The organism is Deltaproteobacteria bacterium HGW-Deltaproteobacteria-2 (assembly GCA_002840505.1).
Taxonomy (GTDB): domain Bacteria; phylum Desulfobacterota; class Syntrophia; order Syntrophales; family Smithellaceae; genus Smithella.
Map to the genome: position 1 here is coordinate 42,178 of PHBC01000005.1, position 22,910 is coordinate 65,087.

The window sequence follows — 22,910 nt, forward strand, 5'->3', positions numbered from 1 at the left end:
TTAAGAAATGAAAAAACGACTCACGGGATTGATAATCATACTGACACTTTTGATGTTTTCTCTTCCGGTATACGCCGGAGTGCCGATGACCACCGCAGAAGCCACTGTCAATAAAGTGCTCAATGTGTTGCGCGATCCAAAACTCAAAAGTCCGGCATCTAAAGAAATAAAGAAAGAAAAGCTCCGGGTCATATACAAAGATATGTTTGATGAAATTGAATTTTCTAAACGCACTCTGGCGCGCAATTGGAACAAGTTAACCCCCGCGCAGCGCACGGAATTTGTGAATCTCTTTGAGCAGATTCTGGAAAAATCATACGCGGACAAAATTCTTGACTATACCAATGAAAAGGTTGTGTTTTATAAAGAAAATATGCTTTCAGACGCTCAGGCTGAAATTCAGAGCAAAATCGTTACCGCTTCTAAAGAAATCCCTATTTTTTACCGGATGATTTTAAAGGACGGCAAATGGAGAGTATATGACGTTGTCGTGGAGAATGTGAGTCTTGTTCAAAACTACCGTACGCAGTTCAACGATATACTGGCCAAGGATACGCCAGAACAACTGTTGGAGACTCTGCGCAAGAAGGTAAGCAAGCACTAGAAAAAATGTCATTTCGTATCCTCCGCTGGCGGAGGTGTTACGAAGTGACGGAGGTGGAAAAAGAATATAGTGATTAATTTCAGAACCGCCTGAAATATCAATGCGGCCTATCCACCCCCTGCCCCCGCCAGCGGGGGACACTTAAAACTTATAATGTTTGGCATGAAGGCTTGGTTTCGTTAAATGAAATACCACCTTGTTTTGATTTTAGCGCTTATTCTTCTTACGGCGGGTTGTGCCCATAGCTCCGTCACCTCTTCCGGTGCCTTGCCGGCCGCGAAATTCTCCCCGTCCCCGCAGCCCATTTTGCTTGCTTCTACGTCTGAACAAAGTACGGCACAATCAACGGTTGATGCCGTAAATCCCATTGATGATGAGTATAAAGAAGATGAATCGGTTGAGGAATACACTAAAGATGCTGTTCAGGAAGAGCGAGTGGAAATCGCCGATCCTCTGGAACCGTTCAACAGAGCTATGCATCAGTTTAACGACAAACTGTATTTCTGGGCGCTCAAACCAGTTGCTCAAGGATACAAAGCAATTGTTCCCGAACCCGCGCGGGTAAGCGTTAAAAATTTCTTTTCCAATCTTGGATTTCCCGCGCGATTTCTGAGCTGCCTGCTCCAGGCTGATTTCAGCGGCGCGGCCACGGAAACGGGGCGTTTTACTATCAATACTATCTGGGGTATCGGAGGCCTTCTCGATCCTTCTGCCGGTAGAGAGCTGGATCTTCAGAAGCAGGATACGGACCTGGGGCAGACACTGGGCGTTTGGGGTGTGGGGCAGGGCTTTTATATTGTCTGGCCGGTATTTGGTCCGTCAAGTCCCCGCGATTCCGTCAGCATTGCCGGCGATTATTTTCTTTATCCGGTTTCTTATATTAGCCCCTGGTACGCAGGTTTGGGAGTAAGGGTTTTCGAAGAAGTGAATGCCACATCTTTGAGAATCGGCGATTATGAAGCGCTTAAAGACGCGGCCATTGACCCCTATGTGGCGTTTCGCGACGCCTACGCCCAGTACCGTTTTAAGAAAATTAAGGCCAGAAAAGCTAAACACAATCCATCCGTGCCCGCGACAGAAAAATCTCCTTCAATCAATCCGATATTGCCGGAAAAAGGAAATTAAATGAAAAGAAAAATTTCTGTGAAAAATTTTTCGACTATTGCCTTCACGGTATTATTTATTTTTGCGATCAGCCCGGTGTCGATGGCGGCTGGATTATTCGGTCCGCTACAAACCATTTCTCAAGAAGCCGGCGGATTAAATACTGCCATAGGTTACCGGTATCACGAAGATACGTATAAAAACGGCATTGATCATACAGTAAGACGTAATGAGCTTTATTCGCAGGCGGCTTATGGATCGAAAAACATCTGGGAAATATACGCGCGCATAGGTCTTGCGGATATGAAAATTTTCGATGTTTTCAGTTCCGCGGATGCTTCTATTAAGACCGACAGAGATAATTTTGAAGCAAACTGGGAATTTTTCGGAACTATGGGAGCAAAAGTTTTTTATGCGATTAATAGCATATTGGGAATAGGAGCTTTTCTTCAGGGGACTTATTTCCCCGGTGATTTTACGGATACTGTTTCAGGAACCGATGGAGGAATACCTTTTACAGCGGAACTTAAGATGAAAAATTTCTGGGACGCGAATTTCGGTATTGGAATTCAAGCTACTCTTCCATACGGCATAAAGTTTTATGCCGGTCCTTATATATATTATTCCGAGGCCAAGGTATCTTGGCATTCCAATATTTCCAGCCCTGGATATTGGGCCGAAGATGATACTATTCGGAACAAATCAATTGTGGGCGGATTTGCGGGATTGGATGTACCGCTGCTGAAAGGATTCCGTTTGAATATAGAAGGACAATTTGCAGACAGATTTTCCGCCGGAGTCGCCATAAGCTATACATACTGAAGTTGACGGTTTGTTACCCCAATAATATCTATTTAAGCGACCGTTAAAAGTAACTTCCTTGAAACTGCTTGTCGCCGCCCGGAAACAGGCACGACGGCAGATAAAAAATGCAAAATACAAATGGACGAATTGAAAGAAAACTTTTTTCAGGTTCGGGACCTCACTAAAGTTTATAAAATGGGAGAGGTGGAAGTGCACGCGCTGCGCGGCGTTAATCTGGAGTTGTATGCGGGCGAATTGGTTGTTTTGCTTGGTCCTTCGGGGAGCGGCAAATCCACACTGCTCAATATTATGGGTGGTCTCGATACGGCGACCGGTGGCTTTGTCTCTTACAGAGGAAAAGAGTTAACCAAAGCAACCGAAAAAGAACTAACGGAATATCGCCGCTTCCATGTCGGGTTTGTTTTTCAATTCTACAATCTTATTTCCAGTCTAACAGCCAGAGAAAATGTTTCAGTGGTAACGGAAATTGCCGAAAAACCCATGACTCCGGAGGCAGCCCTCGACCTTGTCGAATTGAGCGACAGACTAAATCATTTTCCCGCTCAGCTTTCCGGTGGTGAGCAGCAGCGCGTGGCCATAGCGCGCGCCATTTCCAAAAATCCGGCAGTACTTTTATGCGATGAACCTACCGGAGCGCTTGATTCCAAAACGGGTGTGGTGGTGCTTCAGGCTCTGGAGCGCATCAATCGCGACTTGGGAACAGCGACTGCCATTATCACTCATAACGTGGATATTGCCGGCATGGCTGACCGTGTTATTCATTTAAGTAATGGCAAAATTGCGGAAGTGACTGTAAACAAGGTAAAGAAATCCGCGAGCGAGCTTCAGTGGTGAGATTGTGAAAGCGCTGAACCGAAAACTGTGGCGGGAATTGTGGCAGATGAAAGGCCAGGTTTTTGCCATCACGCTGGTTGTAGCCAGCGGCGTGGCCACCTTCATCATGTTTATCAGTACCGTGCATTCTCTGGAGTTCACCAGAACCAAATTCTACCATGATTATAATTTTGCCGATGTCTTCGTCAATTTAAAGCGCGCCCCGGAAAGCCTGAAAGATAAAATAAAAAATATCAACGGCGTCAATCAACTGGAAACTCGCGTTTGCGCTCAAGCCAAGCTGGATATCAAGGGCTTTACCGAATCGGTTACCGGCAAGATAATATCCATTCCCGATGACGGCAAGCCGCTGTTGAACCGTCTTTATCTCAGAGCCGGCCGGTTGCCCGATCCCTCCAGAGATGATGAGGTGGTCATCAATGAAACCTTCGCTCAGGCGCACGGCCTTAATCCGTCGGACCAATTTGCGGCGGTTATCAACGGCAAGTGGAAAAAGCTGACGATTACCGGAATTGCTCTTTCTCCAGAGTACATTCTGCTGATGAAAGCCGGAGCAATGAGCCCCGATTTTAAACGCTACGGAGCTTTGTGGATGACACGCAAAGCCATCAGCAGAGCCTACGACATGGATGGCGCGTTCAACGATGTTGTTCTGACTCTGTATCCCGGAGCGAAGTTAAGCGATGTTATACGAGACCTTGATAATATTTTGGGACGATACGGTGGTTTCGGCGCCTATGGGCGTAAAGATCAAATATCCCACCGTCTGCTGAGTGAGGAATTCCGGCAACTCAATACCAGCTCTAAAATATTTCCCACGATTTTTATTTGTGTCGCCGCCTTCTTGCTGAATGTCGTCATGAGCAGAACAATCAACACTCAGCGCGAACAAATCGCCACGCTCAAAGCATTCGGCTACAGTAATATGGATATCGGTGTTCATTATTCGCACCTGGTCGTCCTGATTATTACCGCTGGCATTTTATGCGGCATAGTGATCGGCATCTGGTTTGGGAAAATGCTGGGCGGCATTTACATGGAAACGTATCGTTTCCCGGTGCTTATTTACAAATTACATCCGTGGGTGATTATCTCGGCTGTTTTTATCAGCGTTCTCTCCGCGCTTGCCGGGACCGCGCATTCTCTCTGGAGGGCCTCTGGGCAGCCGCCTGCCGAAGCAATGAGACCGGAAGCTCCGGCAAAATATAGAGTATCGTTCATTGAAAAAACAGGCATCGGCCGCTGGCTTTCACAGCCATCGCGGATTATCATCCGTAATGTTGAACGAAAACCGGTCAGAACTTTTCTTTCGGTCATTGGTATTGCTGTTGCCTGCGCTACAATGATTTCCGGCGGATTCTTTAAAGACTCAGTTGATTACATGGTGCATATTCATTTTGTTCTTTCACAGAAAGAAGACATGACAGTAACTTTTATCGAACCAACGTCCTATAAGGCAATATACGAACTAAAGGAAACTCAGGGAATCAATGACGGCGAGAGTTTTCGGGTCGTTCCTGTAAACTTAAAATTCGGTCACCGCAGTTATAAAACAGTTATCAACGGAGTAGAACCGGACAGCCATCTTAGTCTTTTGCTGGATAAGAATCTTAAGATCATTTCCCTACCCTCATCGGGCATTCTGCTGACCGATTATCTGGGCGAGATCCTCGGGGTTAAGGTAGGCGATCTTGTGACAGTTGAGGCGCTCGAAGGGTCCAAGGTCATCCGTCAGGTTGAGGTTGTCGCTTTGGCCAGACAGTATCTGGGTGTGATGGGCTACATGGATTTGGGTGCTCTTAACCGTTTAATGAATGAAGGCGACGCCATATCCGGCGCCTATCTTGTCACGGATTCGAAATACAGGGAAAAGCTCTTCAGATCTTTCGTGGAAATGCCGCGCGTTTCGGAAATTGTCATCAGAAAGAATGAAATCAACAATGTTTATGAAGTTATGGCAAAAGGGATGCTTTTTTTTACTTTTATTGCTACACTAATGGCGTGTTCGATCGCGTTCGGCGTTGTCTATAACGGCGCGAGAATATCCTTATCCGAACGAAGTCGCGAGCTTTCCAGCCTGCGTGTGCTTGGATACACGCGCGGCGAGATAGCCTATATTCTTCTGGGAGAACTGGGGCTGATAACACTTGTGGCCATTCCTCTGGGGTTTTTTATCGGATATTGGATATGCGCTTATATTGCGCAAGCCCTGGATAACGATCTTTTCCGCGTGCCGCTGATTATAGAGTTAAATACATACGCTCAGGCAGCGGCGGTAGTGCTTGCTTCGGCCTTGATATCGGGATTGATTGTGCGCCGTAAACTCGACCATCTTGATTTGGTGGAGGTTTTAAAAACCAGAGAATGAATGATTATATCGGTCCGATTATAAGTTACTACCTTGCAGGTGGTAATTACCGGCAAGGTAGGAAGTTTGTTGACTATGCGCTCCCCTGCGGGATGCGCTCCCGGTCTTCGGCTAACTTTGTTGGCGGAGCCTGCCCCGGCGCAGGCCGGGGTCGTCGGCAGCCTCGACGTATTATCATATACGCCTGCGGAGCCTCCAACTTGCCGCCTCGTTATGCATTGACCGTATGTGCAACCGAAGGGAGCACAATAAAAATTGGTTGGTACCGTGGCGGGAATTGACGCCGTATAGGCGGCAACTTCAAATCGAAACGATATATTGATAAAAACATGCAATAATCTTAACGGAGAATATTTTTAATGAATCACTCGTTACGCAGAAAAGTATTAGTAATCAGTGTTTTAACGATAGTTGTCGTCTTGCTTATTTATGGCTTTCTACCTAAAACTCAAACTGTTGATATTGTTTCCGTCACGCGGGGTCCGCTCCAAATTACGATTGAAGAAGAAGGACGCACTCGACTGAAAGAGCGTTTTACTGTTTCCGCCCCCACGGCCGGATACATGCGGCGCATCAATGTAAAAGTAGGAGATCCGGTAAAGAAAGGACAAATAGTTGCTGTGTTGGAACCGTTACAGTCGCAGTCGCTTGATCCCCGGAGCCGTGCAACGGCTCAAGCTGCCGTTTCTTCCGCCGAGGCGACTCTCAATGCCGCGATAGAAAGAGAGCGGATGGCGAAAGCTGATGCCGGTTACATTGAGCAAAGGCTGGAAAGATTAAGAGCTTTATATGCCAAAGGTTCTATTTCCAAGGATCAGTTCGATCAGATAGCTTCCGAGGCGCAAAAAGTGAGGGCACTGCAGAATTCGGCTGCGGCAGAAGTGAATGTCGCCAAATCCGAGTTGGAGCGGGCAAAAATAACATTGCAGAATTTTACAGCGGTTAAAAGAAACAGTAAAAATGATGCTGTTTCGGTATCTGCACCATTGAGTGGTGCTGTGTTCAGGGTTTACCGCGAAAGTGAAGGTGCGGTAAATATAGGCGAGCCGCTGGTAGATATCGGCGATGTCAAAAATCTGGAAGTCCGTGTCGAAGTTCTGTCTTCGGATGCGGTCAAAATAAAAAAAGGTACACCGGTTTTGTTCAAACGATGGGGCAGAGATGAACCACTTACAGGCATAGTGCGACTGGTTGAACCGGCTGGATTTACAAAAATATCCAGCCTGGGCGTGGAAGAGCAGAGAGTTCTGATTATTGTCGATATTACTTCGCCGTCTCAGAAGTGGAATATCCTGGGCGATGGTTTCCGCATGGAAGCTCACTTTATTATATGGGAAGAAAAAAATATCCTTCAGGTTCCCACCAGTGCTCTTTTCCGGTCGGGGACGGGATGGGCAGTGTTTGTCGCAGAGAAGGGAAAGGCGCGTAAGCGTATAGTTGAGGTTGGTCAGAGAAATGGACTGGCAGCGGAAATCCTGTCCGGATTAAAAGAAAAAGAAAAAGTGGTTGCCTATCCCGAAGATTCGATCAGTGACGGTACAAAAATCCAGGCAAGAAAATAACAATAATTATACGTATAAGTTCCTTTATCCTCACGCGTTCTTTATGGTAAAAGTAGCGAACAATTTGATATTATCAGGGGGTTGAATGAAAATATTTGTAATCGTGGGCATGCCCGCGGCGGGGAAAAATATTGCCCGCACTTATGCTGAATCCAAAGGTTTAATTTATTACGCAACCGGTGACATTGTTCGTACTGAAGTTAAAAAGCGCGGTGCGGCGGACCCTGTCAGTACAGCTAAAATATCCGATGAACTGCGCGGCCCCGACGGGATGGGTGTCACCAGGCTTGCTTTGGAAAAAATTCTTCAATCCGGCGACGCTGTTGGCTTTCTGGAAGGTATGCGGTCATGGCCGGAAATAGAACTCATTCGTAAAAAGGCCGATTGCGTGGTAGTCGCTTTTCTGGCGCCTAGAAAATTGCGGTTGGAACGCATTTGCGTCAGAGGCAGGGCCGATGATTCTCCTGGGGCCTTTGATGAGCGCGATCAGCGGGAAATTGCTTACGGCACAGCTATTCCCATTGCTCTGGCCGACGCCTACATATTAAATACCAAAACAATGGATGACGCTATAGAACAACTCAATACTATCGTCGAAAAAAAACTGTAAAAAGGTAAAATCAAGTATTTTATGGTCGTTCCTTAATTTGACACAGGCTTAGTAAGGAGGAATAAATTATGTCCCGTTTAAAAATTTACTTTGTCGTTGCTGTGGCCACATTATTTGTGGCGGGAATTTTTTCATCAACAGTTTTTGCGGCAGCGGAATCGCAGTCTTCGATCGAACAAACTTTTCGAAAGGCTAAACAGGATTATTTGGATAAGAACATGAATTCAGCTGCACAACAAATTAAAAATGGTTCATCATTCATGAAAGCTCAGGCTGAAAAAGCATCGGACAAGGGAAAAGAGGCACTGAATGCGTCGGCCAAAGAATTGGAAAAGCTGGCTGGTGATGTAAAGAAAGGAACAGTGACTTCGGTAAAAAAAATAGAAGAAACCTTTGCGCGTGCCTATGTCGCCCTGGCTTCGGATTCCCATATCAAATCAACGGAATCATGGGCGAAGAAACAGACGGAAAAAGCAGGCGATGCTCTTGATTCAGCCAACAAATATCTGGAACGCAGTTTTGACTGGGCCGGTCAAAAAATTGAAACAGGTACGAAAAATGCTATGAAAAAATCCAATGAACTTTCACGAAAATTGAAGAAAAAAGGTAGTGTATTGGCTGAAGATGTCGGAAAAGGATTGAAAAATGCGGGTGACGAAATTGAAAAATTTGGCAAGAAAATTTCTCCTAAGTGAAATAGGATAATTGTTGTGCTTTTTACGTTTACTTTTCCAGGGGTTACTCAACAGATATGAAAGTAATTCCTGCCAATGCCTCGACCGTAATGCTTTTACGTGCTTGTCCGGATGCCGGAATAAAGGATATTGAAGTCCTGATGGTCCAGAGAAACCGCAAGAGCAGCTTTGTTCCGGGTTTTTACGTCTTTCCGGGCGGTGTAGTGGATCCTGGAGATTGTGAAGTTGGGATGGAGCGCTTTATCCGGGGGATTGACTGTGCAAACGCCACACGGATTCTTTCTGACATGCCGCATCCTGAAAAGGCTCTGGGGGTATGGGTAGCAGCGATTCGCGAAACGTTTGAGGAAGTGGGAATACTGCTTGCGCAGAAGAAAGATGGTACGCCTGTAACGATCAGGACAGAAGAGGAACGTCGACGATTTTGTTATTATCGTCAATCAATCATCGAGAGTAAAATGCGTTTTTCTCAGATGCTGGAGGCGGAGGAACTTCTTCTGCCGCTCGAGCGGCTTCATTATTTTTCACACTGGATTACACCTGAATTTTTACCTCTGCGCTACGATGTTCGTTTCTTTGTTACTCAGGTGCCTTCTGATCAAGACGTTATACATGACGGTGTTGAACTTACTGGCCATGTCTGGATTCGTCCATCGGAGGCGCTCAGGCAATATGAGCAGGGAATATTGGATATGGTTTTGCCTCAGATCATGACACTTGAGGATATGAAGCGTTGCCAGACAGTTGCGGAGGTTATTGACTCGGCCCGCAAACGCCATATTCCGGCCACGCTGACCAAAATCCAAAGGATTGACGGGAAAGATGTCGAAGTAATGCCTGACGGATCAGTCTTTGAAAACCGCCCTCCAGTTTATGCCTGGCCTGAGCAGGAGGATTAAATTGGCGGACTGTTTTCTTATAATTAAACATATATTATATATACAGGTCGTGTATAGATGAAAGCATTACGCGAATGGATTATCAACTTTATATATAAGATTGCAACGGGTACAAAAAGAATTCGAGTTATTCTTACCCCGCTGGTCGGCTTTATCTTTTTTTGTATCGTATTACTGCTAATATTTGCCTCTTTTTTTCTGGATCGTTTTTTTGGATTTGGAGAATTTATTTCCAAGCCTTTGGAAATAGCGATTTCCGTGCCCTTTCTGATTATAGGTTCCTGCTTGTGGTTGTGGTCTGTCGGGAAATTCTTAAAAACAAAAGGAACGCCTGTGCCGATAAATCCTCCGCCGAAATTGGTAACAGACGGACCTTACGCTTATTCAAGAAACCCGATGTTGACAGGTCTTTTTATGGTCATGGCCGGGATTGGCATCTTCTTCGGTTCGGTAACGCTCACATTTATAATGACGCCGCTGTTTATTTTTATGAGCATTCTTGAATTTAAATATATTGAAGAACCGGAACTGGCGAAGCGTTTCGGAACACAATACATTGAGTATAAAAAAAAGACGCCCATAATTATTCCTAAGCTTTACAAAAAATAGAGAATAATGCAGGCAATCTTCGCCGCAAGAAACTTTATCGGCGCCGTTATTTCTTAATTTCACTGACATAAATCAATTCTTTTAAAAAAATCATTTTCCCTCTTGACAAACTCAAAATTAGTTGTATTATACAACCATGTTAATACAGATCAAAGAAAACACCCGAGAGTTGATGGATGTATTGGGAGGCCTTTCACAGGTATTGCGCTGCTGTTGCCGGGATGAGGCTTTCTGCGAAGGTGTTACGTTCCATCAATTTATGATTCTCGATGCCGTCGCTAAAGAGAAAGAACTGCAAATGGCTGACCTGCATAAGCTTCTTTCTGTCGAAAAAAGCACAACCACGCGGTTGGTCAATCCCCTGATTAAAAAAGGGCTTTTACGGCGCGATAAGGCGGATCATGATTCCCGTGCGGTAAAACTTATGTTAACGAAAGAAGGCAGGGAAACCCATAAAAAGGTTCAGGTGTGTTTGACAGGTTTTTTCCAAAGAGCGTTAGGCAATGTACCCGAGAAGAAAAGAAATGAAGTATTGGAATCGGTCAAAATTTTCATCACGGCTATAAAAAATTCCGCAAATGGCTGTGATTGTTGTTAATTATTTTGTGAGGTAAATACCTTGGAAAAAGATATATTTGTACTTCCTGTCATTCAGGAAAAAACAAGCTGCCGTTGCAGCGCAGCTGCTGCGGAATCGGAAAATACAATACCCGATTTGAATCAATCTTTCGTCAGTGGTTTTGTTGATACGCCTGCAGGCAGATTGCCGCAGGTATCGTCAACTCTTGTCTGGAATGATCGCTGGGGGAGTATTAAGGCGCGCTGGGGTGTGGGTAGGATGGAGTATAAAATTGATCCGGGACTTTACGCGTTGGGCATGCCGGATGATAAATCGCTTGTTTTTGTTTCTGCCAATTACAAAATGAGTTTTGACCTCTTAAGGCAAGCACTTGCTGGTCGTTCCGGCTGGATTCTGGTGTTGGATACGCAGGGGATTAATGTCTGGTGCGCCGCGGGCAAAGGAACTTTCGGTACGGAGGAACTCGTAAGAAGAATAGAATCAAGCAGCCTGAAAAATATTGTCAGTCACAGGAAACTAATTCTTCCTCAACTGGGAGCGCCGGGTGTGGCCGCCCACAGGGTAAAAAAAATCTCCGGCTTTAATGTTCAGTACGGGCCTATTCGTGCGGAGGATTTGCCCGCATATCTGGATGCCGGTTTTAAGGCAACGATACAAATGCGTATGAAAACTTTTTCTTTGAAGGAAAGAACAGTTCTGATTCCCATTGAACTTGTGGAAGCGATGAAAGCCTTTCTGCTTATCGCGGCCGCATTTTTTATTATCAGCGGAATAGGCGGACCATTGGGGTTCCTGGCCAACGCCATGAACTTCGGTTTGTTTGCCGTTTTGGCTTTGCTTTGCGCTGTTATCGGAGGCGCTGTGCTCAATCCTTTGTTGCTGCCGTATCTACCGGGGCGGGCGTTTTCAATTAAAGGTTTTTCGATAGGCATTGTGATAGCCCTGATGCTTCTTTATCTGCGCGATATTAATTTATCGCTATGGCCGGGAAAAGTTGAAGCCATGGCGTGGCTGTTAATTATTCCCGCAATGGCTGGATATCTGGCAATGAATTTTACCGGCTGTTCCACCTACACATCTTTATCGGGAGTGAAAAGAGAAATGCGCTGGGCTCTGCCTCTGGAGATCGCCTGCGGCGCTGCGGGCATTGTTATGTGGATAGGCGCGATTTTTATCTATTAGGATTTTCCTATCCTTGTCATACCGGCGAAGGCCGGTATCCAGGATAAAAAAATAAATGAATTCCGACTAGGCCCATGCCGGAATGACAACAATGAGGTTGAAAATGAAACAACAAATTTATCTTAAAAACGTTGTTACTCTGCAATTGGATGAAAATAAATGCACCGGCTGTGGAATGTGCCTGGATGTTTGTCCGCATGAAGTGTTCAGGATGAATACAAAGCACGTAGTGATTCAAAATCGCGATGCATGTATGGAATGCGGCGCATGCAGTCAAAATTGTCCTGCCGATGCAATTTCCGTGCAATCCGGTGTCGGTTGTGCAGCGGCGGTGATTAATTCCATACTGGGCAAAGATGGAGAATGTTGTTGCGGACCGGATACCGGTGGCAACGCGTCCGGCAGCAAAAGCTGTTGTTGATGGGGGTACTTAGAGAATAAATATTAATGTCGTCATGTCGGCCAGTATCCAGAACTTTTTTAAAAAAAGGATTCCGGCCTTCGAGACTGTGTCGCAATAACAAATATAACCATTTAACGTCCTCCGCTGGCGGAGGTGTCCCGATGAATCATCGGGACGGAGGTGAATAAAAGTCACGTGAGGCGAAACTGACCTATATTACGTATGTTTCAAAAACTTCCACCCCCTTGCCCCCGCCAGCGGGGGACATTACTCATTACGCATAATAAATATTTAATTCTTTTTTAATATCAATAATGTAATCAGAAACTATTTCTATTAAGTCGCGATTATTTTTGTTTTCGTCAATCATGCGCACAACTGCACTGCCGATAACAATGCCGTCGGCAAATCGTCCGATCTCTCTCGCCTGCTGCGGTTTTGATATGCCGAACCCCACGGCTATCGGAAGTTTTGTTACTTTGCGTATTTTTTCCACTTCTATTTTTATGTTGTCAATTTTCGGGGCAGCAGTGCCGGTAATGCCGGTTATGGAAATGTAATAGAGAAACCCGGTAGCATCGGCGGCAATCTTTTTTAATCTTGCCTCTTCGGTCGTCGGGGCTATAAGCGAAATGAAATCAATGCCTACCGCATCCGTATAAGTTCTAAGTTCTTTTGCTTCTTCATAGGGCAGGTCAACAACCAGAACGCCATCCACTCCCGCCGTGCGAGCGGCATGAGCGAACTTTTTCACGCCAAAAGCAAAAATCGGATTGAAGTAACCAAAGAGTACAATAGGAATTTCGGAGACTTTGCGCACCTCGGCAACCATTTTTAAAACACTCTCCAGGGTAGTTCCCGATTTTAGAGAGCGCTGAGAAGCTGCCTGAATCACCGGTCCGTCGGCTGTGGGATCGGAAAAAGGAACGCCGATTTCCAGGATATCCACTCCGGCTTTTTCTAAAGCAAAGATTAATTTCTTGGTGATGTCCAGAGATGGATCACCTGCCGTTAAATAAACAATCAGCGCCTTTTCATTTTTGGCGCGTAAAGATTTAAATTTATCTCCAATTCGGTTCATATCAGTCCTCGTCTACATTTATGATGATATTGTCATGCCGGACCTGATCCGGCATCCAGGAATAACTGGATTCCGGCCTTCGCCGGAATGACGATTAAATTGTTTCTATGATCGTTTGGGCGTCCTTATCACCGCGTCCCGAAAGACAAACAACAACGATTTTATTTTTAGCCATTTTTGGAGCCAACTTCATTGCGTGAGCGATTGCGTGCGAGCTCTCCAGCGCCGGAATGATACCTTCCTTCAACGATAAAAATGAAAATGCCTTGATAGCTTCCTTATCCGTTACGGTGACATATTTTACTTTTTTCGCTGCGTGGAAGTAGGCGTGCTCCGGACCGACACCGGGATAATCCAGGCCTGCGGCAATAGAATAGGCGTCACGTACCTGCCCATGTTCATCCTGTAAAAGATAAGTCTTGTTCCCGTGCAAAACTCCGACTTTACCGCCGTTGATGCTTGCCGAATGCTCCGAGGTATTCAAACCATGACCGGCTGCTTCCACACCGTACATGGCGATATTCTTTTCATTGCGAAAGGGATAGAACGTTCCCATGGCATTACTGCCTCCACCCACGCAGGCAATCATAACATCGGGATTTCTGCCTTCCAGTTTCATGATCTGTTTTTTTGTTTCTCGCCCTATGATCGATTGGAAGTCGCGCACCATCTGTGGGTAAGGATGAGGACCGGCGGTTGTGCCGATAACGTAAAAAGTATCACGAACGCTCGATACCCAGTAACGCATGGCTTCGTTCATCGCGTCTTTAAGTGTGGCAGTGCCACTTTTCACGGGTACTACTTCCGCGCCCAGTATCTTCATGCGGAAAACATTGGGTGCCTGACGGCGGATATCTTCCTCGCCCATGAATATTTTGCACTCCATGCCGAAGAGCGCTGCCACTGTGGCCGTGGCCACGCCGTGCTGTCCCGCTCCGGTTTCAGCAATAACTTTTTTCTTGCCCATCCTGCGAGCCAGAAGCGCCTGCCCCAGCGTATTGTTTATTTTGTGAGATCCGGTATGATTCAAATCTTCGCGCTTGAGATAAATTTTTGCGCCGCGTAGAGATTCGGACATACGACTGGCGAAGTAAAGAGGTGTGGGACGTCCGGCATATTCGCGCTGATACCACTCGAATTCCTTTTGGAAGTTTTTATCTTTTCGGGCGGTTTGATAAGCCTTCTCCAGTTCGATTAAAGCGGGCATCAAAGTTTCGGCAGCATATCTTCCGCCGAAAATTCCGAAATGACCGTTTTTATCAGGCAATGTTTGATTCATGGTTCCCTCTTTTTGAATATTAATAGTGAATTTTCAGGCGTTGTATCCGACGCCCGGATAATATCAAATATTTGTGCAAGCTTTTTGTGATCTTTCTTGCCGGGTGATGCCTCCACCCCGCTGTTTATATCCAAAGCAGCCGGGGCCACGGATTTCAAAGCTTCGGCAATATTATCGGCGTTTAATCCACCCGAAAGAATCAACGGTTTTTTATCTTTAATGCGGCAGGCCAATTCCCAGTTGGATTTTTTGCCGGTCCCGCCAAAAAGTCCGGCATGGCGGCTGTCTACCAAAAAGGCCGCTACATTGTAGCCAAGAGCGCGTTTCACATCATCATTATTTTTTAATTCTACCGCTTTAATAGTTATAGCAGCCGGGAATTGATGACAATATTCAGGTGTTTCGTCTCCATGCAATTGAATCATATCCAGCGAGCAATATTCCATCACCCTTTTAATCTCTTGCGGCGTTTCGTTGACAAAAACACCGACCTTTACCACCTTAGCTGGCAAAGAGCTGATTATTTGTTTTGCGTCCACCGGTTTTATGTACCGCGGAGAAGGCGGATAAAATATAAAACCCAACGCCGCCGCTCCGTACTTGCTTGCTATCAGAGCGTCTTGAGGATTGGTTATGCCGCAGATTTTAACCTGTGTCACTTCAGTTCTCCCCTTTTAATGTACGCAGTTTCACGCCGATGTCCGGTGCCGTAATCAGAGCTTCGCCGATTAAAAAGGCATTAATGCCCACATCCATCAAAGATTCGATATCTTTTCTATTGCTGATGCCGCTTTCTGCCACGACTATTTTATCTGCTGGAATTCGAAGCTTAAGTCTGCGGCTGGTTTCGATGTCAGTAATAAATGTATCCAGATTACGGTTATTGATTCCGATAATTTCCGCTCCGACGGCAAGCGCCAAATCCAGTTCCTCTTCATCATGAACTTCTACCAGTGGATTCAGCCCAAGCTCTTTTGATAATGAAAGAAATTCGGCCAGTTTTTTTCCTAAAGCCCGTACGATAAGTAATATTGCGTCAGCGCCGATGGCTCTGGTTTCGTAAATCTGAATCGGATCGATAATAAAATCTTTGCGCAGCAGCGGCAGGTTTATTTTTTGTCTGATTTGCGTCAGGTAATTTTTATGCCCGGCGAAATATTTTTCGTCAGTGAGAACTGAAATCGCGGACGCGCCGTTTCTTTCATAAATGTCGGCAATTCTGACCGGATCAAAATCCTTGATAAGTCTGCCACGGGAAGGAGAAGCGCATTTTACTTCCGCAATAATGTTGCAGGCACCGCTTTTCAATGCCTTCCTGAAATCGAGACACGGTTTCAGCCCGGCAATAATTTTTTGCAGTTGCGCCTGTGTAGTTTCCTTTTTTAATTGCGCCACTTCTTCTTTTTTCGTTTCAATAATTTTGTCGAGAATCATTTGTTCCTCTTATTTAGTCTCACCCTCCCTCAGTCCCTCCCCTCAAGGGAGGGAAGAAAAGTCTTAATTACTGTACTTCCCCGCCCCTTGTGGGAAGGGATTAAGGGGAGGGGGAATTTTTTTGGCCTTCATCTTCACCCTCACGTAATTCCCTCCTTTTTTAAAGGAGGGCTAGGGAGGATTTCCGATACTCTTCAAAATCCCCCTCAATCCCCCTTTGCAAAAGGGGGATAAAATGACGTATCATCAAGTTTAGCTATTGCTCAGCTCAATTAGTGATTGCAGTTTCTTTACCGCCGCGCCGCTGTCAACGCAATCGGCCGCAACCTTTAAACCTTCTTTAATATCTTGCGCTTTTTCTCCGGCGACAATCGCCAACGCCGCATTGATTAGAACAACATTGCGACAGGCGCCGTCTTTTCCGGAAAGAACGTCGCGGGTTATTTGTGCGTTGACAGACGGATCGCCGCCGCGAATGGAGTCCAATGTATCCGTTCTGCCAAAATAATCCACTGGATTGATATTGTATGTCCTGACAATTCCGTCTTTTAGTTCGGCAACACGTGTTTCGCCGGTAATGGTGACTTCATCCAGACCGTCCAGACCGTGAACAACAAAGGCTCTTTTTGTTCCCATATTCTTTAATACATCGGCAAACATTTCCGTAAGCTTCGGATCGTAAACTCCCAGAAGCTGAGCTGTTGCTCCCGCGGGATTAGTAAGCGGTCCCAGCATATTGAAGATTGTACGGATGCCGATTTCGCGTCTGGGGCCGATTGCGTATTTCATGGCGCTATGCAGTTTGGGTGCGAAAAGAAAGCCGATACCGATTTGCTGAACGCATTCTTCCACGATTTCCTGATCGGCGCTGATATTAACGCCCAGTGCTTCCAGAACATCGGCACTGCCGCATCCGCTGGAAACGGCGCGGTTACCGTGTTTGGCTACAACGATCCCCGCTGCTGCTACAACAAATGCGGCAGTCGTTGATATATTAAAAGTGTTTAGTTTATCACCACCGGTTCCACATGTGTCTACGATTGTTGTCGCGCAGGCATTGATACGCGTGGCCTTTCGGCGCATGATGCGCGCGGCGCCCGTGACTTCCTCCACGGTTTCGCCTTTCATGCGCAGTGCCGTGATTAAAGCGGCTATTTGCGCCGGCGTGGCTACTCCTTCCATAATTTCGTCCATCGCCGCCATCATTTCCGCTTCCGGCAGATTGGTCTTGTTAACAGCTTTTTCAATAGCTTCTTTAATCATGATTAATGCTCCTTTTTTCCGGTATATTTCAAAAAGTTTCTGATTATGCGTTTGCCCTGCGGCGTCAGCACCGATTCGGGATGAAACTGAATGCCTTCCACAGGATATTCTTTGTGACGCAATCCCATTATTTCGCCCTCTTCCGTCTCCGCGCTGACTTCCAAAAAGTCAGGCAGTGTTTCTCTGACAACAATCAGCGAATGGTAACGGCCGGCGGGGAAAGGATTGGGTATTCTGGCAAATATGGTTTTGCCGTCGTGCTTTACCTGAGATATTTTTCCGTGCATAATGCGATCAGCGCGCACTATCTTTGCTCCGAAGGCGTAGCCGATGGATTGATGTCCCAGACATATTCCCATGAGGGGAACGTCTTTGTAAAATTCGCGAACGACATCAACAGTTATTCCCGCCTCTTTGGGCGTGCAGGGGCCCGGAGAAAGAAAGATTGCCCGGGGTTTTTTACGTTTTATTTCTTCGGGTGTTATTTTGTCATTACGATACGTTTCAACCTTCTCTCCCATTTGTTCCAGATATTGGACGATGTTGAATGTAAACGAATCGTAATTATCAATCATTAAAATCATTTTTTTCTCCTCAATAAATTCCCTGCCCCTTGCGGGAGGGGATAAAGGGGAGGGGGTAACTTTTGTTTTCAGGTGGCGTTTGCCAGATTTCACCCTCACCCAACCTCTCCCCTCAAGGGAGAGGGATAAAAAATTAATTGCCGTTATTTATTTCAAAGCCACTGGCTGCCAATCGCACGGCCTGTAGCATGCCGCGGGATTTGTTTAAAGATTCCTGATGTTCCGATTCAGGAATAGAATCGTACACAATACCGGCTCCGGCCTGAACATAAACTTTGCCGTTTTTCAGAACCATTGTCCGGATAGTGATGCATAAATCCATATTGCCGCTGAAACTGAAATAACCAACCGCGCCGCCGTAAGGCCCTCGTTTGACTTTTTCCAGCTCATTGATAATTTCCATAGCCCGGACTTTAGGTGCGCCGGTTAAAGTGCCCGCCGGAAACGTTGCAGCCAGAACGTCAAAAGCATCCTTTCCTTTGGCCAGTTGAGCGCGTACATTGGATACCAAATGCATCACGTGTGAATATTTTTCCACCACCATGTATTGATTCACCTGAACGCTGCCGGTTTGCGCCACGCGTCCTAGATCATTGCGTCCCAGATCGACTAGCATAACATGCTCCGCCCGTTCTTTTTCATCGGAAAGCAATTCATCGGAAAGAGCGCGGTCTTCCTGTTCGGTTTTGCCTCTTGGTCTTGTTCCGGCAATCGGGCGCAATTCCATCGTATCTTCCTCTTTGCGCACCATAACTTCCGGAGAGGAACCGATAAGTGTCAAATCATCCATCTTCAGAAAGAAAAGATAGGGGGATGGATTTATAAAGCGCAGAGCCCTGTAGAGATCAATGGGATTACTGCGACAGTCGGTTTCGAAGCGTTGCGAGAGAACAACCTGGATTATATCTCCCGCGACAATGTATTCTTTGGCTTTCTCAATAGCAGCCTTGTATTGTTGAGGTGTCATATTGGAGTCAAAATTAACTTCACTTCCCGTGGCAGCTGCTGTTTTATGAGACGCCGCTGCCGCAATAGTTTCAATCATCGCTTCAATTTTCTGACAGGAAGCGGCATAACTTGCTTCCAGCGAAGCGGCATCGTCCGTAAAAGCGCAGGCTACCACTTTAATAGTGTGGCGCACATTGTCAAAAATCATCAGAGAGTCACTGATAACAAAAACAGCTTCGTCCAGATTCAGATCATCCGGAGGGGTGGGCGGGAGTTTTTCGAAATAGCGCACCATTTCGTAACCTAAGTAACCCACGGCTCCGCCGTAAAAACGCGGCAGGCCGGCAATTGTGACAGGCTTATAGCGATCAAGTAATTCACGCAGAAAATTAAGCGGCTTGCCGTTGTGATCGCGTTTTGTTACTTTTCCATTATCTTCAATAATAACTTTGTCACCGTGAACTTTAAAAACGACTCCGGCATCCGTTCCTAAAAAGGAATAACGACCCCATTTTTCGCCGCCTTCGACACTTTCCAGAAGGTATACGTGATCCTTATTTTGAAGTTTCATTAAAACGGAAACCGGCGTTTCCACGTCGGCAAGTATTTCTTGATAGACAGGAATCAGATTTCCTTTTTTGGCTAACTTTTCGAATTCCGCAAAACTTGGTTGATACATATTTTTCTCCTTTGCATCCTATTCCTTCCGCATGTGAGACTGTTTCATAATCAATTTTATGTCATTTCGAAGTCCCGCATGCGCGGGATCATACTCCGCGAGAAATCTTGATTTTAAGATTGCCACGCCACCTGAGAGGTGGCTCGCAATGACATTTTTTCTTATTGCAACACATTCTCCTGTATAGAGTTATCTCATCGTCCCACGTCGCTTCGCTCCTCAAACTTGAGTCTCACAAAAAAAGGCCGTGATTTTTTTATCACGGCCTTAATACGCTAAAAACAAAAAAGCCGTGAAGATCCCGGAGGCTCTCCACGGCTTTAACTTTAATTTAAAAGATCAGCGGCGGATAATCCTCCCTTTGAGGTTCCACCACCAGTTATTAAGTTTAATAGCTTTTTTCATAAAAACGCTTTCCATGTTCAATTTGGCAGTCATATAACAACAAGAAAATCATCTGTCAATAGATTTTTTAGTGAGACTCGCTGAAAACGAGCGAAGCGAAGTTTGAAGAGTTAGTCGAACAATCCCGATAACATAGTTATCGGGATTAATGACACCTTATCATAGCATAGCGAAGTGAGATTCGAGACCCCATTTTCACATCAAAACTTCTCAGGATTGTGTAATTTTATTCAACATTTACATCAACGGCTGATTGTACACCTTCAATTATATTGATAACTTGGCTCCAGTATTGTGCTCCTGATACATCATAATTTTGTTTAAACATATATCAATTAATATTAAACTACTCACTCATGCCTGCCCATTTTTGCCATTTATAAAAATTCGACCTGCCTTGCCAAGCTTCAGTATAAGGTTCATCGCCTATTCTCTTGAAAAGTTCTATGGCTGTTTCCTTATCGCTCGCAATGCAGGCAAGCCTACAGAAAAAATTGAGCATATAAGGAGAATTAGGATAATTGCGCTCAATATCAATAAAGCCCTGCCTCATCTTCTGCCATGAGATGTCGGGTTCCCTGAATTCTGTAAATTCTTTTAAATCCCATGCCTTCAATAAAATAAGGGCATAAATTCCCATCCCTTCCGATTTGGGTGTCAATTTTACCGCTTCATCTGCAAACTTCTGCCAATCACCTTTTTCTCCATGCCAACGTGGTAATAGATCATATGCTTTCTCAAGGTAATATGCGTAATATGATGGTTCATACGATACAGCTTTTTTAAAAAGTGCTTCATACTTATGCTTGTCCCAACCCTGTGCTCGAGCAATAATAAGAAGGACGTAATAACGTTCTACGCAATCTTTGGACAGATCTTCAGGTGGATTCTTAACTAGCTCATATGCTTTGGCTGTTCGTTCTTCAAATAATTTCCATCCTTCTTCTTTTACTGTATTTGCATAGCCACCTCCTCTTGCTGCCCAGGCATACTCGACCCATGCTCGGCCCGCTGCAACTTTTGCTGTTACTGAGTTGGGATACATCTTCATCCATTTATCAAGATTACCAAGCAGTTCATCCCAACCATAATAATGACTGGCAAAAGCAGCATGAAAGGAATGTACCTTCCATCCGCCGTCAGGGAAACGAGTTTTTTCCGTGCGAAATTTATTGGCCATATTTTCAAGCTCGCTGAACTTTTCCTCATGTAAAAGAGCTCGCACTTCTTTCCTTAGTTTGACTCTAGCTATCGAACCATCTTGTATTTCGGCATATACAAGTTTTGCGTTACCAGCCATTATAAACAACAAAGCAAAAAAGCTTATTACTTTTAGTGATAAGTTGTTTTTCAAATTTTTACCTCCTATTTAATGGTGGTTAAAAGTCCTGTTGAACTTATTTTTTGTCTTTACATTGAGAAACAACATCTTTCATTTGTTCAAAAGAACGGGGATACTCACTATATTGGATTTTAAATTCTTTTGCCGCGTTAATACAGTCGCTTTGCTCAATATGTGCCTGAATGATTTTCTGCCATGTTTTTATACAGCGATCATCCGAAAATTGTGAACATAGGAAAGAAATTCTTTCTCTTATAAAACTGTTTTGGGAATTACCAATAAAACTTTCCGTATATTCGACCAATGCCCGTCCATAATCTTTTTTATTAAAGAAAAAGTTAGCACGATGAAGATAGAGTTCCCAAATAGCGCCAATGTTAAAATTTGTATTAGCCTTGCAGTCCCTTATAAGCCTTGTAGCTTCAGAAATGTCGCTATTCTTTATGTAACCCTCATCTGTTCTTAAAAGCAAAAGTTCATAGTAACAAATATAAGGCCATATTTGATAAGGCTTCAATTCAACAGCGTGTTTGAGATATTTCTCCGTCGAATCGAAATCCTTCATTGTTCGCATGACATCCCTGAATAAATTTATGCCAGAATGATCACATTCCATATAATCGGTTACTTCCATGATTGCCATTTTCTTGTCAAAAGGCTCTTTTTTAATTAAAAATTTTTCCCTATAGGCTTTAGCTCTAAAACCATGAAGTTTACATTCGTTGAATGTTCCATTTTTTTCAATGACATCAATTTCTGCTAAAGCTTTATCGAAATCTCCCAGACAAAGTAATGCCTCATATTTAGTAACTCTAACCCGTTCATTTTTTTCATCTATTGAAATGGCGATATTAAAAAATTCTAAAGCTTTTTGGCAAGAGTCTTTGTTGAAATCATTATATGGAAGATGATTTCTTACCATAATTAATCTACCCAATCCGGCATATGCTTCAGCATTATAATTATCGAGCTTGATAGCTTTTTGAAAAAGATCTTCAGCTTTCTGAAAATATTTTTCGCTTTTTTTATAATATTCTTCAGGTTTGTTAAAATTTTGCGAGCAACCTTGTCGTAAATATCTCCAGCCTTCATTTGTTAGAATTGTTGGATTCTCCATATCACTTTCCGAAAGAGCATAGCAAATATGTGTTCTCAAAACAGATATATTTAGCAATGTAAAAAGTATTAGTAGAATGTATCGATATTTTTTAGAAACGAGTAAGTTATTCATTTCTGCTTTTTCTGATTGTAAAAATGATGCTTATTGAAATGAGCTTAAACGATATAAATCGCTATTTTAAAAAATTTCTGTTTGTATATTCTATTTTGAATACGATTACAAATAATTTTTTTTGATGTCCGGAAATGTAAACCGTTCAATATGTTAATTCGATTATGCCTGAATTCCCGGCATGTCAAAAGGGCAGAGGCATTTGTATTAGGGAAGCAAAACAGCGGCGGCAGGTTTTTTGCTGCAGAGATCGGGCACGACAGGCATCCAGATCAATGAAATAGCCATATTTTGCGCACCAGACACTTTCCCTGGATTGCTTTTTATGAGAGGCCAATGCGTCCCCGGTATCAAGATGAGTATGAGATATTTTTTTCATTGCGGGAAAG

Annotated in this window: 24 protein-coding genes; 14 read left to right on the forward strand and 10 right to left on the reverse strand. The window is 44.6% G+C overall.

The annotated features are described in order from the left end of the window. Positions 1 to 7: 7 nt before the first annotated feature. The 14 genes from CVU62_10845 to CVU62_10910 all read left to right on the forward strand — a co-directional run bounded on the left by CVU62_10845 (position 8) and on the right by CVU62_10910 (position 12,293). On the forward strand, positions 8 to 604 hold the full coding sequence (locus tag CVU62_10845; protein ID PKN37096.1) for a toluene tolerance protein: 597 nt from the start codon (positions 8 to 10) through the stop codon (positions 602 to 604). Between the two features lie 183 nt (positions 605 to 787). Continuing rightward, complete coding sequence (locus CVU62_10850) at positions 788 to 1,729, forward strand: VacJ family lipoprotein (protein ID PKN37097.1); 942 nt, start codon at positions 788 to 790, stop codon at positions 1,727 to 1,729. Next, positions 1,730 to 2,530 carry a hypothetical protein gene (locus CVU62_10855; GenBank protein ID PKN37098.1) on the forward strand — a complete coding sequence of 267 codons (801 nt, stop codon included), beginning with the start codon at positions 1,730 to 1,732 and terminating at the stop codon, positions 2,528 to 2,530. A 120-nt stretch (positions 2,531 to 2,650) separates the two neighbouring features. Continuing rightward, positions 2,651 to 3,367: an ABC transporter gene (locus CVU62_10860; GenBank protein PKN37099.1), complete on the forward strand. Its 717-nt coding sequence runs from the start codon at positions 2,651 to 2,653 to the stop codon at positions 3,365 to 3,367. A gap of 4 nt (positions 3,368 to 3,371) precedes the next feature. Further along, positions 3,372 to 5,735: an ABC transporter permease gene (locus CVU62_10865; GenBank protein ID PKN37100.1), complete on the forward strand. Its 2,364-nt coding sequence runs from the start codon at positions 3,372 to 3,374 to the stop codon at positions 5,733 to 5,735. After that, the gene (locus CVU62_10870) at positions 5,732 to 6,016 is read left to right on the forward strand and encodes a hypothetical protein (protein ID PKN37101.1); all 285 of its coding nucleotides are present in this window, start codon (positions 5,732 to 5,734) and stop codon (positions 6,014 to 6,016) included. The genes CVU62_10865 and CVU62_10870 overlap by 4 nt, the downstream gene beginning before the upstream one ends. Before the next feature lie 78 nt (positions 6,017 to 6,094). Continuing rightward, complete coding sequence (locus tag CVU62_10875) at positions 6,095 to 7,297, forward strand: efflux transporter periplasmic adaptor subunit (GenBank protein ID PKN37102.1); 1,203 nt, start codon at positions 6,095 to 6,097, stop codon at positions 7,295 to 7,297. An 85-nt stretch (positions 7,298 to 7,382) separates the two neighbouring features. Then, complete coding sequence (locus tag CVU62_10880) at positions 7,383 to 7,907, forward strand: hypothetical protein (protein ID PKN37103.1); 525 nt, start codon at positions 7,383 to 7,385, stop codon at positions 7,905 to 7,907. 68 nt (positions 7,908 to 7,975) lie between these two features. After that, positions 7,976 to 8,602, forward strand: a complete 627-nt coding sequence (locus CVU62_10885; protein ID PKN37104.1) for a hypothetical protein — start codon at positions 7,976 to 7,978, stop codon at positions 8,600 to 8,602. 56 nt (positions 8,603 to 8,658) lie between these two features. Beyond that, positions 8,659 to 9,501 carry a hypothetical protein gene (locus CVU62_10890; protein ID PKN37105.1) on the forward strand — a complete coding sequence of 281 codons (843 nt, stop codon included), beginning with the start codon at positions 8,659 to 8,661 and terminating at the stop codon, positions 9,499 to 9,501. A gap of 57 nt (positions 9,502 to 9,558) precedes the next feature. Then, entirely contained in the window at positions 9,559 to 10,110 is a 552-nt protein-coding gene (locus CVU62_10895; protein PKN37106.1) for a hypothetical protein, read from the forward strand. 136 nt (positions 10,111 to 10,246) lie between these two features. Continuing rightward, positions 10,247 to 10,708, forward strand: a complete 462-nt coding sequence (locus tag CVU62_10900) for a hypothetical protein (protein PKN37107.1) — start codon at positions 10,247 to 10,249, stop codon at positions 10,706 to 10,708. 117 nt (positions 10,709 to 10,825) lie between these two features. Continuing rightward, a complete protein-coding gene (locus tag CVU62_10905; GenBank protein PKN37315.1) occupies positions 10,826 to 11,872 on the forward strand; it encodes an acetyl-CoA synthase subunit gamma in 1,047 nt (348 codons plus the stop codon). 103 nt (positions 11,873 to 11,975) lie between these two features. Further along, on the forward strand, positions 11,976 to 12,293 hold the full coding sequence (locus CVU62_10910) for a ferridoxin (GenBank protein ID PKN37108.1): 318 nt from the start codon (positions 11,976 to 11,978) through the stop codon (positions 12,291 to 12,293). A 256-nt stretch (positions 12,294 to 12,549) separates the two neighbouring features. Here CVU62_10910 and CVU62_10915 read toward each other — a convergent pair whose 3' ends face one another. From CVU62_10915 to CVU62_10960, 10 genes are all read right to left on the reverse strand, one after another. Then, on the reverse strand, positions 12,550 to 13,356 hold the full coding sequence (locus tag CVU62_10915) for a tryptophan synthase subunit alpha (GenBank protein ID PKN37109.1): 807 nt from the start codon (positions 13,354 to 13,356) through the stop codon (positions 12,550 to 12,552). A 94-nt stretch (positions 13,357 to 13,450) separates the two neighbouring features. After that, positions 13,451 to 14,635 (reverse strand): tryptophan synthase subunit beta, encoded by a 1,185-nt coding sequence (gene trpB, locus CVU62_10920; protein ID PKN37110.1) that lies wholly within the window; start codon positions 14,633 to 14,635, stop codon positions 13,451 to 13,453. Further along, on the reverse strand, positions 14,632 to 15,294 hold the full coding sequence (locus CVU62_10925; protein ID PKN37111.1) for a phosphoribosylanthranilate isomerase: 663 nt from the start codon (positions 15,292 to 15,294) through the stop codon (positions 14,632 to 14,634). The genes trpB and CVU62_10925 overlap by 4 nt, the downstream gene beginning before the upstream one ends. A gap of 1 nt (position 15,295) precedes the next feature. Next, entirely contained in the window at positions 15,296 to 16,069 is a 774-nt protein-coding gene (locus CVU62_10930; protein PKN37112.1) for an indole-3-glycerol phosphate synthase TrpC, read from the reverse strand. Between the two features lie 252 nt (positions 16,070 to 16,321). Continuing rightward, positions 16,322 to 17,332 (reverse strand): anthranilate phosphoribosyltransferase, encoded by a 1,011-nt coding sequence (gene trpD / locus CVU62_10935; GenBank protein PKN37113.1) that lies wholly within the window; start codon positions 17,330 to 17,332, stop codon positions 16,322 to 16,324. A gap of 2 nt (positions 17,333 to 17,334) precedes the next feature. Further along, entirely contained in the window at positions 17,335 to 17,916 is a 582-nt protein-coding gene (locus tag CVU62_10940; protein ID PKN37114.1) for an anthranilate/aminodeoxychorismate synthase component II, read from the reverse strand. 133 nt (positions 17,917 to 18,049) lie between these two features. Further along, complete coding sequence (gene trpE / locus CVU62_10945) at positions 18,050 to 19,543, reverse strand: anthranilate synthase component I (GenBank protein PKN37115.1); 1,494 nt, start codon at positions 19,541 to 19,543, stop codon at positions 18,050 to 18,052. A 751-nt stretch (positions 19,544 to 20,294) separates the two neighbouring features. After that, positions 20,295 to 21,302 carry a hypothetical protein gene (locus CVU62_10950; protein ID PKN37116.1) on the reverse strand — a complete coding sequence of 336 codons (1,008 nt, stop codon included), beginning with the start codon at positions 21,300 to 21,302 and terminating at the stop codon, positions 20,295 to 20,297. A 43-nt stretch (positions 21,303 to 21,345) separates the two neighbouring features. Beyond that, positions 21,346 to 22,407 (reverse strand): hypothetical protein, encoded by a 1,062-nt coding sequence (locus tag CVU62_10955; protein ID PKN37117.1) that lies wholly within the window; start codon positions 22,405 to 22,407, stop codon positions 21,346 to 21,348. 298 nt (positions 22,408 to 22,705) lie between these two features. Then, positions 22,706 to 22,900 (reverse strand): hypothetical protein, encoded by a 195-nt coding sequence (locus tag CVU62_10960; GenBank protein ID PKN37118.1) that lies wholly within the window; start codon positions 22,898 to 22,900, stop codon positions 22,706 to 22,708. Between the last annotated feature and the right edge of the window lie 10 nt (positions 22,901 to 22,910).

Bases quoted from the DNA above. Each gene is read 5' to 3' on its own strand.
- CVU62_10845 (PKN37096.1), top strand. From the start codon at position 8: ATGAAAAAACGACTCACGGGATTGATAATCATACTGACACTTTTGATG.
- CVU62_10850 (PKN37097.1), top strand. From the start codon at position 788: ATGAAATACCACCTTGTTTTGATTTTAGCGCTTATTCTTCTTACGGCG.
- CVU62_10855 (PKN37098.1), top strand. From the start codon at position 1,730: ATGAAAAGAAAAATTTCTGTGAAAAATTTTTCGACTATTGCCTTCACG.
- CVU62_10860 (PKN37099.1), top strand. From the start codon at position 2,651: ATGGACGAATTGAAAGAAAACTTTTTTCAGGTTCGGGACCTCACTAAA.
- CVU62_10870 (PKN37101.1), top strand. From the start codon at position 5,732: ATGAATGATTATATCGGTCCGATTATAAGTTACTACCTTGCAGGTGGT.
- CVU62_10875 (PKN37102.1), top strand. From the start codon at position 6,095: ATGAATCACTCGTTACGCAGAAAAGTATTAGTAATCAGTGTTTTAACG.
- CVU62_10880 (PKN37103.1), top strand. From the start codon at position 7,383: ATGAAAATATTTGTAATCGTGGGCATGCCCGCGGCGGGGAAAAATATT.
- CVU62_10885 (PKN37104.1), top strand. From the start codon at position 7,976: ATGTCCCGTTTAAAAATTTACTTTGTCGTTGCTGTGGCCACATTATTT.
- CVU62_10890 (PKN37105.1), top strand. From the start codon at position 8,659: ATGAAAGTAATTCCTGCCAATGCCTCGACCGTAATGCTTTTACGTGCT.
- CVU62_10895 (PKN37106.1), top strand. From the start codon at position 9,559: ATGAAAGCATTACGCGAATGGATTATCAACTTTATATATAAGATTGCA.
- CVU62_10900 (PKN37107.1), top strand. From the start codon at position 10,247: ATGTTAATACAGATCAAAGAAAACACCCGAGAGTTGATGGATGTATTG.
- CVU62_10910 (PKN37108.1), top strand. From the start codon at position 11,976: ATGAAACAACAAATTTATCTTAAAAACGTTGTTACTCTGCAATTGGAT.
- CVU62_10915 (PKN37109.1), bottom strand. From the start codon at position 13,356: ATGAACCGAATTGGAGATAAATTTAAATCTTTACGCGCCAAAAATGAA.
- trpB (PKN37110.1), bottom strand. From the start codon at position 14,635: ATGAATCAAACATTGCCTGATAAAAACGGTCATTTCGGAATTTTCGGC.
- CVU62_10930 (PKN37112.1), bottom strand. From the start codon at position 16,069: ATGATTCTCGACAAAATTATTGAAACGAAAAAAGAAGAAGTGGCGCAA.
- trpD (PKN37113.1), bottom strand. From the start codon at position 17,332: ATGATTAAAGAAGCTATTGAAAAAGCTGTTAACAAGACCAATCTGCCG.
- CVU62_10940 (PKN37114.1), bottom strand. From the start codon at position 17,916: ATGATTTTAATGATTGATAATTACGATTCGTTTACATTCAACATCGTC.
- trpE (PKN37115.1), bottom strand. From the start codon at position 19,543: ATGTATCAACCAAGTTTTGCGGAATTCGAAAAGTTAGCCAAAAAAGGA.
- CVU62_10955 (PKN37117.1), bottom strand. From the start codon at position 22,407: ATGGAGAATCCAACAATTCTAACAAATGAAGGCTGGAGATATTTACGA.
- CVU62_10960 (PKN37118.1), bottom strand. From the start codon at position 22,900: ATGAAAAAAATATCTCATACTCATCTTGATACCGGGGACGCATTGGCC.